Here is a 16,399-nt window from a genome sequence, read left to right as displayed (position 1 = left end):
TGCTCGTTATTAATGAATAAATGATTTATGACACCGTATTGGATGTAAGTTCACTTGCATTGGTGCATAAATGCTTTCATTTATTCGCGAGGTAGCAATATGATTGCTATAAACAAGGGTGGTACCATGAAAAGTCTTTTTCATCCCTACGCAAGGTAGTTCTTTGCGTTCGGAGAAAAAGGCTTTTTATTATTTATTAAGCGTAGAATATTCCGTTTTCAGCATTACATCACGAAAGTGTTCATTAACTAGATGAGGTAGTCGTATGCTGTTGTGAATCGAAAGACAAGAAGGAGGCATATTTTGATGAGTGCGAATGTTTCAATTAATGAAAAAGAACAATTGGCGACAGAAGAAGTAGAACAAACTTTTCAAGCGAAAGATGGTGCAGACATTTTAGTCCAAGCGCTGCATGATCAAGATGTAGATATTATTTTTGGATATCCGGGTGGAGCAGTACTTCAAATATATGATGCAATGTACAAAAACCCAATTCGTCATATTTTAACACGTCACGAGCAAGGTGCTATTCACGCAGCTGAAGGCTATGCACGTGTATCGAATAAGCCGGGGGTTGTCATCGCTACAAGTGGTCCAGGTGCAACGAACTTAGTAACAGGTATTGCCGATGCGATGATTGATTCTATCCCATTAGTTGTCTTTACTGGTCAAGTAGCGACAACAGTTATTGGAACAGATGCGTTCCAAGAGGCAGATATTATGGGGATTACAACACCTATTACAAAGCACAACTACCAAGTGCAAGATGTCAATGATATCCCTCGCATAGTGAAAGAAGCATTCCATATTGCGAATACAGGTCGTAAAGGACCAGTTGTGGTAGATTTCCCTAAAAATGTATCTCAAATGCTGTTTGATGTAAATAATCCACCACAAGAACCAGAAGAAATTTATTTACCAGGCTATCAGCCGACATACAAGCCGAACTATTTGCAAATTCAAAAGGCTATTCAAGCTATTTCGCTAGCGAAAAATCCAGTAATTCTAGCAGGGGCGGGTGTACTATTTGCCGATGCTCGTGAAGAATTAACAACTTTCGCTGAGAAGTATCAAATTCCTGTAACAAATACCTTATTAGGTCTTGGCTCCATTCATGGCGATCACGAATTATTCATTGGTATGGCCGGAATGCATGGAACAGTAACAGCAAATATGGCAATTACTAAGTCGGATTTATTATTAAATATTGGCGCTCGATTTGATGACCGTTTAACAGGGAATTTAGCAACGTTTGCACCAAATGCAACAATTGTCCATATTGACATTGATCCGGCTGAAATCGGTAAAAATGTACCGACCGATATTCCGATTGTAGCGGATGCAAAAGAGGCATTAAAATCTTTACTGAAAAAAGATTTTGAAGGTCCGGATACGAAACAATGGCTTGAATTTTTAAACAATCATGCAAAAGAATATCCGCTGTGGTATTCAAAAGAAGATGGAGACACAGAGGTGTTACCGCAGGAAGCACTAGAACTTGTGCATAAAATTACTGAAGGTGATGCCATTGTGACGACGGATGTAGGGCAGCATCAAATGTGGGCTGCACAATATTACCGCTTAAACAATGATCATGGTTGGGTAACGTCTGGTGGACTTGGTACGATGGGCTTCGGCTTCCCAGCTGCAATAGAATTTGCGAAGCCAGACAAAAAAGTTGTTTCGATTGTAGGCGATGCAGGTTTCCAAATGACTGCACAAGAGCTTTCATTATTAAAAGAATTCAACTTACCAGTAAAAATTGTGATTTTAAATAACAGTTGTTTAGGGATGGTACGCCAATGGCAACAAACATTCTATGAAGAGCGTTATTCATCATCACTTATGCCAATCCAGCCAGATTTTGTTAAATTAGCGGATGCTTACGGCATTAAAGGCTATCGAATTAACACAATTGACGAAGCGGAAAGTATTTTCCGTGAGGCACTGCTTTCTGACGAGCCAGCGTTAATCGACTGCCGTGTAAAACAGCTTGAATGTGTCTACCCAATGGTTGCACCAGGTAAAGGGTTACATGAAATGATTGGGGTGAAAAAGAATTGAAACGAGTAATTACAGTAACAGTGATTAATCAAAGTGGTGTATTAAACCGTATAACAGGTTTACTTATGAAGCGTCAATTCAATATCGAATCGATTACAGTTGGTCATACTGAACAGCCAAACTTCTCAAAAATGACATTTGTTGTGAATGTAGAAGATGAGCGCAAAATTGAACAACTGGTGAAGCAATTATCGAAGCAAATTGATGTGTTAAAGGTCAATGACATTACAGATAAATCCATCGTGCTTCGTGAGCTAGCGCTTGTGAAGGTTATTTCACCACCAAATTTACGTCTGGAAATGAACTCGATTGTTGAGCCATTCCGTCCACAAATTATTGATACAGCGAAAAACGTTGTGACATATCAAGTGGTAGGAAATCCAGAAAAAATCGATGCCTTTATTGAGCTTATTCGCCCATATGGTATTAAAGAATTAACGCGCACAGGTGCAACGGCATCTGTTCGTGAAACACAAAAAACCATCAATACGCAGCTCTCTATTTTAAAATAGTTTGCATATAAAATCGAAGCTTGTGATCTGCGCACTGTAAAGCTGCAAATGCTCATAAGTTTAAAAAAACAAACCCAATTATTAGGAGGAAACAAACAATGGCTACAATGTACTATGAACAAAACATCAACGAGGACGTATTAAAAGGAAAAAAAATCGCAATTATCGGTTACGGTTCACAAGGTCATGCACATGCATTAAACCTTAAAGAATCAGGTTTCGATGTAGTAGTAGGTGTTCGCCCAGGTGGATCTTTCGATGCAGCAAAAGCTGATGGCTTAGACGTTAAAACAGTTGCGGAAGCAGCACAAGAAGCAGATGTAATCCAAATCTTACTACCAGATGAGCGTCAAAAAGCAGTTTATGAAGCTGAAATTGCTCCATATTTAGAAGCTGGTAAAGCACTGATGTTTGCACATGGTTTCAATATTCACTTTGGTCAAATTACGCCACCTGCAGATGTTGACGTATTTTTAGTAGCACCAAAAGGACCAGGTCATCTAGTGCGTCGTCAATTCCAACAAGGTGCTGGTGTACCAGGACTATTTGCTATCCACCAAGATGCAACGGGTCAAGCAAAAGATTTAGCACTTGCTTACGGTAAAGGTATTGGCGCTGCTCGTGGCGGTTTATTAGAAACATCATTCAAAGAAGAAACTGAAACGGATCTATTTGGTGAGCAAGCAGTACTTTGCGGTGGGGCAACTCAATTAGTTAAAGCTGGATTTGAAACATTAGTAGAAGCGGGCTACCAACCAGAGCTTGCTTACTTTGAGACATTACACGAATTAAAATTAATCGTAGATTTAATGTTTGAAGGTGGTATGGCGACAATGCGTTACTCCGTTTCAGATACAGCCGAGTGGGGTGATTATGTTGCAGGTCCACGCATCATCGACGATTCAGTTAAAGCCCGCATGAAAGACGTATTAACAGATATTCAAGATGGTACATTTGCTCGTCGTTGGATTCAAGAAAATGAAAATGGTCGTCCAGACTATACAAAATTCAAAGAAGCTGGTGCAAACCACCAAATCGAAGAAGTTGGTGCAAAACTACGTGCAATGATGCCATTCATCAATGAAGGTAAGGAAAAAGTTGTGAGAGAAGTGGCTACAAGTGCGAAAAATTGATATTTTCGATACAACACTTCGCGATGGTGAACAATCTGCCGGCATTAATTTAAATACAGCAGAGAAAATTGAGATTGCCAAGCAACTTGAACGTCTAGGTGTAACAATTATTGAAGCAGGTTTTCCTGCTTCATCTCCCGGTGATTTTGATGCGGTCCAGCGTATTGCGGGTACTGTGAAAAATTCAATTGTTACAGGGCTAGCGCGTTGCGTGCAAAAAGATATTGATACAACATGGGAAGCGATTAAAGTAGCAGAACAACCGCATATTCATATTTTTTTAGCAACATCTCCAATCCATATGGAATATAAGTTGAAAAAATCACCTGATCAAGTGGTCGAGCAAGCCATTGAAGCAGTGAAATATGCGAAAAAATACTTCCCACTTGTGCAATGGTCTGCCGAAGATGCTTTCCGCTCAGATCGCGAATTTTTAGTACGTATTATGAATGATGTTATTGCTGCTGGAGCGACGACGATTAACGTGCCAGATACAGTGGGCTATGCTTCTCCGCAAGAATATGGCGCATTATTCAAATTTTTATTAGAAAACGTCAAAGGTGCTGAAAAAGTGAAATTCTCAGCACACTGCCATGATGATTTAGGAATGGCTACGGCTAACACCATTGCGGCTATAGAAAATGGTGCGTCACAAGTTGAAGGAACAATTAACGGTATCGGGGAGCGTGCAGGGAATGTTGCACTAGAGGAAATCGCGGTAGCCCTCCATATCCGTAAAGATATCTATCCTGTTGAAACAGGCATCAACTTACAGGAGATTAAGCGCACATCGCAATTAGTTAGTAAACTAACGAATGTCGTTATTCAACCAAATAAAGCAATTGTCGGTAAAAATGCATTTGCACATGAGTCTGGCATTCATCAAGATGGCGTGTTAAAAAATCCTGAAACATATGAAATTATATCACCTGCACTGATTGGCGAAGGAGAAGTACCGCTTGTTCTTGGCAAACATTCAGGACGCGCTGCTTTCCGTGATCGTGCAGAAACAATGGGCTTTGCACTGTCAGATGAAAAGCTAAATAAAGCTTTTGCTGAATTTAAAAAGCTAGCAGACCGTAAAAAAGAAATTACGGAAGAAGATTTATTAACGCTTCTAACAGAGCAGCAAATCCAAATCGAAGATGTGCCATTGTTTGAGCTTAAAATGGTACAAGTGCAATATGGTACAGAAAATATTCCAACTGCTACCGCGACGGTCGTGACGCCAGAAGGCAATGTAAAAAATGTTGTGGCTACAGGCTCAGGCTCAGTGGAAGCAATATTTAATACGTTAGAACAACTTGTGCCTGGTGCTATCAATGTCATTGATTACCGAGTGAAGTCTGTCGGCAAAGGGCGTGATGCACTTGGTGAGGCAGTTATTAATATCCGATACGATGGTGTATCAACAACGGGACGAAACTCTTCACAGGATGTATTAGAAGCATCCGCGAAAGCTTATTTAAATGCGATTAACCGACATTTAATTCAGGTAAGTCTTCGAGCACAAGGTGAACTCGTTTAACTTGATTTGACTCTCACCTAGCAAAGCAGGTGAGAGTCTTTACTAAAATAGCGTAACCGTACGCTAGACAAAGAAAGGTGTTTTACGATGGAGAAAAAAATTACAGTACTTCCTGGCGATGGAATTGGGCCAGAGGTGGTTGCGTCAGCTATACGTGTACTACAAGTTATCGGCAAACGTTTCAACCATACATTCCATTTAGGATATGGAACAATCGGAGGCGCTGCCATCGATCAACACAACAATCCACTACCTGATGAAACAATTGAAATGTGTGAGAGCAGTGATGCGATTTTATTAGGCGCAGTAGGGGGACCAAAATGGGACAATAACCCACCAGAACTACGTCCAGAAAAAGGCTTACTTCGTATCCGCAAGCACTTTGACTTATTTGCAAATTTACGTCCAGTAAAGGCGTTCCCGAGTTTACTAGAGGCTTCACCTTTAAAACGTGAAGTAGCCGAAAACGTCGATTTAATGATCGTACGTGAACTTACAGGCGGCGTATACTTCGGGGAACCACGTATGCGTACTGAAAATGGCGCGATTGATACAACAGTTTACTCAACAGCTGAAGTAGAGCGTATCGTTGAAAATGCCTTTGAATTAGCACGTTTACGTGGAGGCAAATTATGTTCAGTCGATAAGGCAAACGTACTTGAAACTAGCCGTTTATGGCGCGAAGTTGTAGAAGCGAAGAAAAAAGACTATCCAGATGTTCAGGTAGAACACAACTTAGTAGACTCTGTAGCGATGAAATTAATTACAAATCCTGCTCATTATGATGTCGTTGTAACAGAAAACATGTTTGGTGATATTTTAAGTGATGAAGCATCGGTTATTACAGGTTCTCTTGGCGTACTACCATCCGCATCCATCCGCGGTGATAATTTTGGACTTTACGAACCAGTACACGGTTCAGCACCAGAAATTGCAGGGCAAGGTGTGGCTAATCCAGCAGCAACGATTCTGTCAGTCGCTATGATGTTACAATACTCATTTGGCCTAGCAGAAGAAGCGGCTGAAATCGAACGTGCAGTAAGTGCAGTATTTGATGATGGGTACTTTACAGCAGATCTTGCACGTGATGGAGGACGCACTCTATCTACAAATGAATGGACAGATAAAGTTATTAATGAAATTGATACAAGTTTTGTTTCGGAAAGTATTATGACAACATATATTTAAGAAATAGGTGAAGACAATGGGAAAAAATATAATTGAAAAGATTTGGGATAAACATGTTGTTTATCAGGAAGAGGGCAAACCGGACCTGTTATATATTGATCTTCATTTAATTCATGAAGTAACTTCTCCGCAAGCATTTGAAGGTCTACGCATAAATGGACGGAAAGTGCGTCGTCCTGATTTAAGCTTTGCGACGATGGATCATAATGTGCCAACAAAAAATCTACCGACAATCAATGATCCAATTGCACGCAATCAAATTGAAACACTGGCGAAAAATGCTGCTGAATTCGGTGTTGAGCTGGCAGGTATGGGTCACCCTGACCAAGGGATTGTCCACGTGATTGGACCAGAATTAGGTTTAACACAGCCTGGCAAAACAATTGTTTGTGGTGACTCGCATACATCGACACACGGTGCATTTGGTGCTATTGCATTTGGTATCGGTACATCCGAAGTAGAGCACGTAATGTCTACACAAACATTGTGGCAAAACAAGCCAAAAACGATGGAAATCCGCGTTGAAGGAGAGCTACCGGTTGGTGTTGCTGCGAAGGATATTATTTTAGCAATCATCTCGAAATTCGGTATTGGCGTTGGTACAGGACATATTGTGGAATTCACTGGAGAGGCAATCCACAAACTGTCAATGGAAGAGCGCATGACCATCTGTAATATGTCCATCGAAGCAGGTGCAAAGGCTGGTCTTGTATCACCTGACCAAATAACAGTGGATTATATTCGTGGTCGCAAATATGCACCACAAGGTGAGAAATTTGAAGAAGCGACAGCGTATTGGCTAAGTTTAGCATCAGATGAGGACGCGACATATGATGAAGTCCGCATCATTAAAGCAGAGGAAATCGAGCCAATTATTACATGGGGAACAAATCCTTCAATGGGTTCTGGTGTATCACAAAATGTTCCGACGCAAGCAGATTATCAGGATGAGTCAGATAAAGCCGCACTTCGTAAAGCGCTTGCCTATATGGGCTTAGAAGAAGGGCAACCATTAACTTCAATCGATATCCAATACGTATTTATCGGCTCATGTACGAACTCACGCTTAAGTGATTTACGAGCTGCTGCAAATGTTATTCAAGGACGTAAAGTTCATGAAAACGTAACAGCAATCGTTGTCCCAGGTTCCCATTCTACAAAAAAACAAGCAGAAGCAGAAGGTTTAGATAAAATTTTCATTGATGCAGGTTTTGAATGGCGCGAATCCGGTTGTTCGATGTGCTTAGCGATGAATGATGATGTGGTCCCAGCTGGTAAACGCTGTGCATCAACCTCAAACCGTAATTTCGAAGGTCGTCAAGGTGCTGGTGCTCGCACGCACTTAGTATCACCTCCGATGGCAGCTGCTGCTGCGATTGCAGGTCACTTTGTAGATGTACGAGAATTCGTGAAGGAAACTGTGTAAAGGCACCATTTACACCGAAAGGATGATTGAAAATGCAACCAATTAATATCGTAAATAGTGTGATAACACCACTTGATCGTAAAAATGTCGATACAGATCAAATCATTTCGAAAGAGTTTTTAAAACGCATTGAGCGTACAGGCTTTGGTCAATTTTTATTTTATCATTGGCGTTTTGATGCACAAGGCAATGAAGTACAGGACTTTGTATTAAATAAAGCAGAATTTAAAAACTCTAAAATTTTAGTAGCGCAAGATAATTTTGGCTGTGGCTCTTCACGTGAGCATGCACCGTGGGCAATTTTAGATTATGGCTTTAACGTCGTCATTGCCCCTTCATTTGCGGATATTTTCCATAATAACTGCTTCAAAAATGGTATATTACCTATCAAGTTAACGGAAGCAGAGTGCGATGAAATTTTAGCAAAAGGTTTAGAGAAACCTTATCATGTAGAAGTAAATCTTGAAGCACAAACAGTAACAGGTGAAGATGGTAAAGTTTATACATTCAACATCGATTCTTATTATAAAGAAACGTTACTAAATGGCTGGGATGAAATTGCCCTAACATTTAAATACGAAGACCATATTGCTGCCTATGAAGCACAACGTGTAGCCTACTAATGGGCAAGTAAAGCCGAGAAGAGTGTTAGATTGACTGGAATCAATCTAACACTTTTTTGCTGTTTGATGGGAACGTTGCCAGCATAGCTACTTCGAAATACTGAAAACAAGGAAGCCTTTGTCTTTCTTTTGCTAAGTCGTTAAAATAGAAAGAAGGAATCGAAAGGATGATTTAAATGATTACAGTAATTGGTAGTTTAAATATGGATTTAGTGATACAAATGGCGGATTTCCCACAACAGGGAGAAACGGTTCTTGGGCAACACTTTCAAACAAGTCCTGGAGGAAAGGGGGTTAATCAGGCGATTGCTGCGGCTCGTTTAGGCAGCAACGTCACAATGATTGGTTGTGTAGGTGATGATCGTTTTGGGCATACATTGCGAACAGTTTTAGAGCAGGAGCATATTGATACAACATCGCTTCTAACAACTTCAGAATCGACGGGCATTGCGAATATTTTAGTGCATCACAATGATAATCGTATCATCGTGGTCCCAGGAGCAAATTATAAGCTGGAACCAACACATTTGGATGCTGTAAAAGATGTCATTACACAAAGTCAAATGGTAATCTTACAGCTTGAAATTCCGATGGAGACGACAGCACATGCTATAAAATTATGTAAGGAAGCGAATGTACCAGTGCTGTTAAACCCAGCCCCAGCGGCGAACTTTGATATGCGCTGGATGGATGATATTACCTACTTGACCCCAAATGAAATTGAGTGTGCCCAGCTATTCGGAAACGATTTCGATCAAACGCTCGAAAAATATCCGAATAAACTAATTATTACACTTGGTCGTGATGGGGCACGTTACTTTGATGGTGAATATCCTATTCATGTCCCTGGCTATATGACAAAAGCGGTGGATACAACTGGGGCTGGGGATACTTTCAATGGTGCGCTTGCCTATGCATTAGTAGAGGGGCAATCGTTGGATGAAGCAGTGTACTTTGCGAATATAGCGACATCGCTAGCGGTTGAGCAAGTAAGTGCACAAGGCGGTATGCCAACACTTAGTAAAGTTTATGCGAGAATGGCTGGTTTGGACGAATAAAAAACATTACGCTTTATAAGTAAAGTGTTGGGATGTGTGGATTTTCTAGTTATTAGCATGAGGCACTATCATTGCATATACCTAGTTGTGCGATAAATGTGAAAAATAGAGAAATTTAACCTAAGAAGGAAATCCTATTTGTGACAAGTCGAACTAAGTAGTTTGTCCTTTTTTGTCATTAAATTTCATGACTATATATAAGAAATCGAATAGTTTCCTTTATAATGGAACTATAGATACATATGAAAGTAGGTTTTGAGGATGACGAATATTGACACTACGCCAATCGACTATACAGCCTCAGCGAATAATATTTTGCCACAGTTTGTGGATCGTTTACGTCAACTGCACAGCATTATTGTACAAAATACATATGTGAAAGATACAGCTAAGCACTTAAATCGTATAATCCAAGATGCAAACAATCAAACAATGGTACTGATAGTCGGAAAAGAACGAGTAGGAAAAACAACACTGGTAAATGGTCTTCTTGGTCGTTCTATTTTACCTGTAAGCGATCAAAATCCGACAGGGGTTAATACGTTTTTACGATATGGTGAGCATGAGGAAATTAAAGCATATTTTTTAGATGGTATGGTGGCAATATTTGATATGAGCAAATTAGAATTACTTACTACAGGTGATACGTTTGCATCACAAATTTTACGTGAACATTTAGATTATCTAGAAGTATATGTTAAGCATGAGTTATTAAAATCTGTGACAATTATCGATTCGGTCTCATTAGAAGCGGGTGGGGGAGAAATGGCTTACTTCTCCGAATCGCTAATCAATCGAGTGGATGAAATTTTTTGGGTGTTACGTTCAGAATCAATGGCGATCGATGCAGAAGTTTTATTAATGGAAGCTTTAAAAAATAAAGGGGTAGTCCCACTTTGTATCGTTAATGGCATCGATAAAAATAATAATACAGAAGCCTTTATTCGTTCTGAAAAAGAACGAATTGGTCATTTATTAAGCGATTTTGTAGCGATTTCTGCAATGGATGCCCTTGAAGCACAACAAACAGACAATAAAGCGTTATGGCAGCGTAGTCAATATGATAATCTAATTGCGCAAATTCAACGCGTTGCAGAGAATAGCGATAAAAAAACGTACGCAATTATTATTCGTTTTTTACAATGGCTGGAGCGTTTCCGCTTCGAATTAACGATTATACCGCAACGTGATCCATTTCAATCAGCAGTAGAAAACATCGAAAAATTTGCGGGAGATACACAATATGAATTTTCACGTTATCAGCGAGATGTAGCCATTGTACAGGAATATGAACAAGAGTACGAGCAAGTAGCAAGCGTATTCAAAAATGTTCAAACATTGTATCAGCTCTTACAAACGATTTCGCAACATGATTATTTACAAGATGATTTCGTTGAACAATTTACTGAAAAAGCAGTGATTTATCAACAGGCATTACGTGAATATCGTAATATGCATAATGAATATATGCGAGAATATGAGCGTTTGGACGCACAACATAAAAAAATTCATGGAAAAGGGTTGATGAAAGCCATTTTTGGCCATCATACACAAAATGACTTTTTCAAAGAACGTGTTCTGCGTTTAAATGAACAGCAAGAAGTATGTGTTACGCAGTATGCGAAAGTACGGGAAGCGGAAGCTATCATTGTGGAAGAAATAAATACAGTCCAAAACTATTTGATTAACCTATCCAAAAAGCGTTTAGCGCGTATTGAGAAAAAGGTGAACGAGCTGAATCAGCAACGGGCAAAAGAGAAACACCAACTAAAATTATATGCTGCGAAGTTAAATGAATTTTCTTGTTTAATAGAGGCACAAGGGTTTATTAAAGAAAACATTCAACCGTTTCTTATGGATGAAAGGGTGCCGCTACGCTCGAAAGATCAGCAAATGCTTAAAGAAACAATCGACAATATTATAAGTATCGATCTATCTAAAAATGGCTTACTGGCGAGAAGTCAAATGAACAACAAAATGGAAAGTATAGCCATTCCATTTGATGTTGAAAGTAAATATGCATTACAGCCATTACGACTTGCCGAGACGGACGTTAAATCAAACGATATACCCGCCATACCGAATAAATTAGAAATTCAATATGAAGATTAAGTAGCACAAAACGTTCTAGAAGAATGAATCTTTTAGAGCGTTTTTTAACGCATTCATTTCGTTCAAATTTATGAGTGGTTGTTTCACAAATGCTAATATTTAGGGAGAAATGGATTGACAACAGGCGAATAGAAAATAAATTAAAAGTACCATAAAAAATTATTATTTATGAATTTTTTCTTTTAAGATGTTTTGGATTATATAGTAAATATTAGGTAATTAGTATATAATATTAATTATTTTAAAATTGTGGAGGGTTGACGCAGATGAAACTGGTACTGCAGATAACGAGTGTCATTTTAATTGTAACAGCTATCATTTTTAGTTTAACGCAGGTTTCAAGTTTAAAGGAAGAAAGAGAGGATATGAAATACTGGGAAGCAGCAGCTATTGAACATTATGATAATAATCTTATAGAAGAAAAATATTTTGCATTGAAGGATATTTACTCCTCTCATCTGACAACGACTTTGATGTCAGTAATATCAATTATGTTAACTGGGATTTTCTTTTTAGCGATAGCAAAAATAATTGCATTACTTCAAGATATAAATTCAAAAGTTACTAATAAACCTCAAGAAGAAGAATTTGAATTATTGAATTAATAGGAGGAGCAGAATGCTAGTTGATATAAATTGTCCAATTGAATTGCTTGAGTATCAGCTATATAGAAGTAAAAAAACGGGTAACGTTTATTGTTCATTTCGATTTAATAATATCTCTGAAAAAACGTTCAAAGGTTTTAATGCGACTATCTATTGTTTTGACCAATTTGGTGAGCCTACTGGTTCGGTATCAAATTGTTTTGAACATAAATTTCATTTTCCCGATTCAATAGGCCTTAGCCAAGCATTTGATACGAATGAAAGAATTTCATTAGATAATTTTTTACATGCCAGAAAAGTGGAGATTGTCATTGAGAAAGTACTTTTTAGTGACGAAACTACATGGACTAAAGCTGAAACAGAGCTAGAGAAAGTAGAATTAAAAGAAATACATAATCCGAGGCAATTAGCTTATGTAAAAGCGCATGAAGGAAATGATGCAAAGTATTATTCACAACTATTAAATGATAAATGGGTATGTGTATGTGGGCGTCTCAACTTAGAGAATATGGAAGCGTGTCAGCGTTGTAAAAAAGAAAAAAATCATATTATTTCCATTTATAGTAATGAAGAAACGATTAATGAACAGATTCAGTTATATGAAAAACAATTAGAAGAGAATCAAAAGAAAGAACAACTGGAAAAAGAACGTCAACGTGAAGAAACTAAGAAAAAGGTAAGGAAAATTTTTACATATAGCTCGGTGGTTGTTAGCCTTTTATTACTTATCGTTATTGGTACATTTGGCTTTATAACAAAGTTTACCTTTTCATGGGATAATTATCTTTTGTTAAAAGATAAGGATAATGCTTTAATTGAGGCAGTCAAACATCAAAGTAGGAATGAGATAAATTTTTTGATTGAAAATGGGGCAAATGCTAATTTTGTCAATAGGGATGGCGAAAATTCAATAAGCGAAGCCATTAAATTACCAAATAAAAAGTTGGCTATTTCGCTAATGAATAAAGGAATGGTGAGTATTACAGTTGGACAAGAAAAGAATACGCTTGCTCATCTTGCGGTCGACAATGAACAAATGGAAATACTAAAAGAGTTACATCATTTCAAAGTGGATATGGATGTTAAGAATGAAATGGGACATTCGGTTTTATATACTGCCATGGAGACAGGAAATCCAGAAATAATTGACTACCTTATCCATGATGTAAAAGTAAATCTACAAGATGTGGATAATGAAGGGAATAATATTGTTCAAGTAGCCTTGCTACAACAGTTAAAAGATACAGCATTTATCAAAGAATTACTGAACCTGGCTATTGATTTAAATAAGGAGAATAAAAATGGCCAAAATACATACGAAATGGCTATTCTTACTGAAAATAATGAGATAGTGCAACTATTTATAGACAAAGGACTAAATGTGAATCAGGTTGATAAACGAGGAAATAATGCAATCCATGTTCTCCTTAATCAGAAAAAAGATAATGCGGCTTTTCTAACAGCATTAATAAACAAGGGGACAAATGTAAATGGACTGAATGGACAAGGACAATCACCCTTATATGTAGCTATTGTAAATGGGGATAAAAAAATTGTTGAAGAACTGATAAAGAATAAAGTGAATATTGATTCAGTCAATAGTAATGGGGAATCAGCGCAAACCGTTGCTGAAAAATATAATAAATCATTGGTAGAATTATTTGAACAAGGTAAATTTGTCATTAAATATGATAAACAAAAAAATGTTTACATGGTAAGTGGGATTACTTTAGGGAATTCTAGAAAAGATGTAGTGAATAAGTTAGGGAACCCAGCTAAAAGGCAAGAATTTACTTCTATAAATGGTGAAATTGACTGCAATTTTTATTACTTGAAAGATAGCACTGGAAAAAATATAGAGACACAATATTGTACTTATACAGGGAGCAATAAAATTGAAGAAATTACGTTTGATTTTTATCCTAAACATCTAAATGAAAATTGGTATAAAGATTTGGGAAAACCATTTGTCATGGATGATGGGAACGCATTATTTTATCTTGAAGGCACGGAACAAATATTAAATTTAAAACCGAATGAAGAGTTAGGGTTTCTTACTTATGCAGATGCTAATTTCTATTATTATTATCCAAAGGATTAGCAGCTTGTAGAAAAAAGGGGCTGGGACATAACTGCTTCAATTAGTGAGAAATCCGAATTTGAATGATTTCAAATTCTGATTTCTCTATTTTTTTATGTTGTCTCCATATAGTTCTATGCAAATGGCTGTGAATTTTCTTAAATTCGCCATTAATGCGAGACCCATCTCGTTATCAACCTTCGATTTTCTTCGTACAGAAAATCGAGTGAAACGCAAATTAGCTTTCAAGAATCCAAAAACGGGTTCCACGTCAGGCAATATCATTCTTTTGTAACTTCACTTCTAAATCTAAAAGGAAAACTAATTGATTGATTTATCAGAAGTGGTTCTTATTTTTATGTAAAAATGATCTAAGCCGTTTAAATTTTACTCGTCGTAAAATTTAAACGGCTTATTAGTTTTCAGAGGAGGGTTTTGTCCCAGCCTCTTTCTTACGATTAGTCAACCATATTTAAAGATTAATTTATATTTTTATGAGTGTGAAGTGGTGAGGGACATCTCTCATCACTTCACACTCATTTTTGGATACGCCAAATGACTTGGCGATTTTTATTTTTTTGAAAGGTCATTATGTTATAGTTTTATATGGGTGATTACGATTTCTAAGCTGGTAGTGCGGACTCATAATCGTAAAGAATGCCACGCGTCAGTAACTGAAATGTCACTTTCAGAAAACTTATTGATGCAGGCGACATTTGCAATCTTATGAGGCTTCCTCTGAGGTTGCTTTTTTAATTTATAATAATAGTCCACAAAATGATTCGGTTTTCCTTGTGCCCTAAGCATGGCACACACCATGAAATATAAAATTTTCCGTAAATGCTTGTTTCCTCGTTTATTCATACGATCTCTATATTGCGTATTGCCCTATCGTATTATATCTATTCCTGCATAAGCGTTCAGTTTTTTATAGGTTATAGTGCAGATAAAAGGGATAACTTTGATTGTGCTTATACCTTAACTAGTTTAATGCTATTAACATTATCCTTTTGATGGTATAAAATAGGCATAGAAAGATGAAATGGGTGGTTTTTTTGGTTTCTTCTAAAGATGTAGCAAAGTATGCCGGTGTTTCACAGACAACGGTTTCACGAGTGTTAAATACTCCAGAACTCGTGAAACCGAAAACATTAAAAAAGGTGATGGAGGCCATTGAACAATTGAATTATGTCCCAAACGATATTGCAAGATCACTTGTACAACAAAAGACAGGAATAATTACTTTAATTTCTGGACCGTTGCATAATCCATTTTTTGTCGATACAACAACCGAAATTGTAAATTATGCAAATGCTAGAGGCTATAAGGTAAACGTGTATTTTGGAACGGAAGATAATCTAGAGACTATTTATAATTCCGTGTTAGAAACAAAAGTGGATGCAATTATTTTATCATCTATAAGGTATACGGATCCATTATTTTATAAGCTTGAAAAACTGGAGATACCTTTTATTATGTTTAATCGTAAGCATCAAGAAAATAGACATTTTGTAGAAATAGATAATATAGAAGCAGGTTATTTAGCGACTAATCATCTAGTGACTTTAGGACATACGGACCTTTGTTGGATAGGGGGGCCACATGAAATGAGTACTTTTTTTGGAAGATATGAGGGTTTTAAAAAGGCGTTGGTTGAGGCGAGCATAGATATAAATACAGTACCGACATTTTTTACAAATACGAGCAAAGGTGATATAAAACGAGTGTTTGAAGAACTATTGTTGCTATCTCCAAGACCGACAGCAATTTGCGCTGCAACAGATGCTATTGCCATTGAAATACTCAACCAATGTTTAGAACAAGGATTCAATATCCCTAACGATTTTAATGTAATTGGAATTGATAATGTAGAACTGAGTAAACATCGTTCTATTTCCTTGACGACAGTTGGCATCAAATCGGAAAAAAATTTAGGGTTTTTAGCGATTGAGAAATTATTTGATGTAATGGAGAAAAAAAGTGCTTGCATCCAGCAAACTGAATCTGTTAAACTTTTCCCAAGAAACACAACAGGTAAAAAAATGAACTGATGAGTGTCAGTTTATTTTT

The 16,399-nt window shown here is 37.4% G+C and carries 13 protein-coding genes and 1 pseudogene; 12 read left to right on the top strand and 2 right to left on the bottom strand.

Features of this window, described 5'->3' with window-relative positions:
• The first annotated feature begins 306 nt into the window (after positions 1-306).
• From ilvB to LO754_RS13990, 11 genes are all read left to right on the top strand, one after another.
• Positions 307-2,064, top strand: a complete 1,758-nt coding sequence (gene ilvB, locus LO754_RS14040) for a biosynthetic-type acetolactate synthase large subunit (protein ID WP_231784635.1) — start codon at positions 307-309, stop codon at positions 2,062-2,064.
• Positions 2,061-2,576, top strand: a complete 516-nt coding sequence (gene ilvN / locus LO754_RS14035; RefSeq protein ID WP_024361067.1) for an acetolactate synthase small subunit — start codon at positions 2,061-2,063, stop codon at positions 2,574-2,576. The genes ilvB and ilvN overlap by 4 nt, the downstream gene beginning before the upstream one ends.
• A 98-nt stretch (positions 2,577-2,674) precedes the next feature.
• The gene (gene ilvC, locus LO754_RS14030; protein WP_024361066.1) at positions 2,675-3,709 is read left to right on the top strand and encodes a ketol-acid reductoisomerase; all 1,035 of its coding nucleotides are present in this window, start codon (positions 2,675-2,677) and stop codon (positions 3,707-3,709) included.
• Positions 3,696-5,237, top strand: a complete 1,542-nt coding sequence (locus LO754_RS14025; protein WP_024361065.1) for a 2-isopropylmalate synthase — start codon at positions 3,696-3,698, stop codon at positions 5,235-5,237. The genes ilvC and LO754_RS14025 overlap by 14 nt, the downstream gene beginning before the upstream one ends.
• 87 nt (positions 5,238-5,324) lie before the next feature.
• Entirely contained in the window at positions 5,325-6,425 is a 1,101-nt protein-coding gene (gene leuB, locus LO754_RS14020) for a 3-isopropylmalate dehydrogenase (RefSeq protein WP_024361064.1), read from the top strand.
• A 16-nt stretch (positions 6,426-6,441) separates the two neighbouring features.
• Positions 6,442-7,851, top strand: a complete 1,410-nt coding sequence (gene leuC / locus LO754_RS14015; protein WP_024361063.1) for a 3-isopropylmalate dehydratase large subunit — start codon at positions 6,442-6,444, stop codon at positions 7,849-7,851.
• 32 nt (positions 7,852-7,883) lie between these two features.
• Complete coding sequence (gene leuD, locus LO754_RS14010) at positions 7,884-8,474, top strand: 3-isopropylmalate dehydratase small subunit (RefSeq protein WP_024361062.1); 591 nt, start codon at positions 7,884-7,886, stop codon at positions 8,472-8,474.
• A gap of 176 nt (positions 8,475-8,650) precedes the next feature.
• Positions 8,651-9,532 (top strand): ribokinase, encoded by an 882-nt coding sequence (gene rbsK, locus LO754_RS14005; protein ID WP_231784634.1) that lies wholly within the window; start codon positions 8,651-8,653, stop codon positions 9,530-9,532.
• 261 nt (positions 9,533-9,793) lie between these two features.
• On the top strand, positions 9,794-11,644 hold the full coding sequence (locus LO754_RS14000) for a dynamin family protein (RefSeq protein ID WP_231784633.1): 1,851 nt from the start codon (positions 9,794-9,796) through the stop codon (positions 11,642-11,644).
• A gap of 266 nt (positions 11,645-11,910) precedes the next feature.
• A complete protein-coding gene (locus tag LO754_RS13995; protein ID WP_024361059.1) occupies positions 11,911-12,249 on the top strand; it encodes a hypothetical protein in 339 nt (112 codons plus the stop codon).
• A 13-nt stretch (positions 12,250-12,262) separates the two neighbouring features.
• Positions 12,263-14,350, top strand: coding sequence for an ankyrin repeat domain-containing protein (locus LO754_RS13990; protein WP_231784632.1), 2,088 nt, complete (start codon positions 12,263-12,265; stop codon positions 14,348-14,350).
• 84 nt (positions 14,351-14,434) lie between these two features.
• Here the strand turns inward: LO754_RS13990 and LO754_RS13985 are convergent.
• A pseudogene (locus tag LO754_RS13985) lies at positions 14,435-14,602 on the bottom strand (IS5/IS1182 family transposase); the annotation flags it as partial.
• 369 nt (positions 14,603-14,971) lie between these two features.
• Positions 14,972-15,193, bottom strand: coding sequence for a hypothetical protein (locus LO754_RS13980; protein WP_231784631.1), 222 nt, complete (start codon positions 15,191-15,193; stop codon positions 14,972-14,974).
• Positions 15,194-15,375: 182 nt separating this feature from the next.
• Between LO754_RS13980 and LO754_RS13975 the strand changes: the two genes are divergently transcribed.
• Positions 15,376-16,380 carry a LacI family DNA-binding transcriptional regulator gene (locus tag LO754_RS13975; protein ID WP_231786331.1) on the top strand — a complete coding sequence of 335 codons (1,005 nt, stop codon included), beginning with the start codon at positions 15,376-15,378 and terminating at the stop codon, positions 16,378-16,380.
• Positions 16,381-16,399 lie beyond the last annotated feature (19 nt).

Origin of the sequence: Lysinibacillus sp. GJ-1 (assembly GCF_021166035.1) — a bacterium.
Lineage (GTDB): Bacteria > Bacillota > Bacilli > Bacillales_A > Planococcaceae > Lysinibacillus > Lysinibacillus sphaericus.
This window is presented reverse-complemented; position numbering and strand designations above follow the sequence as displayed.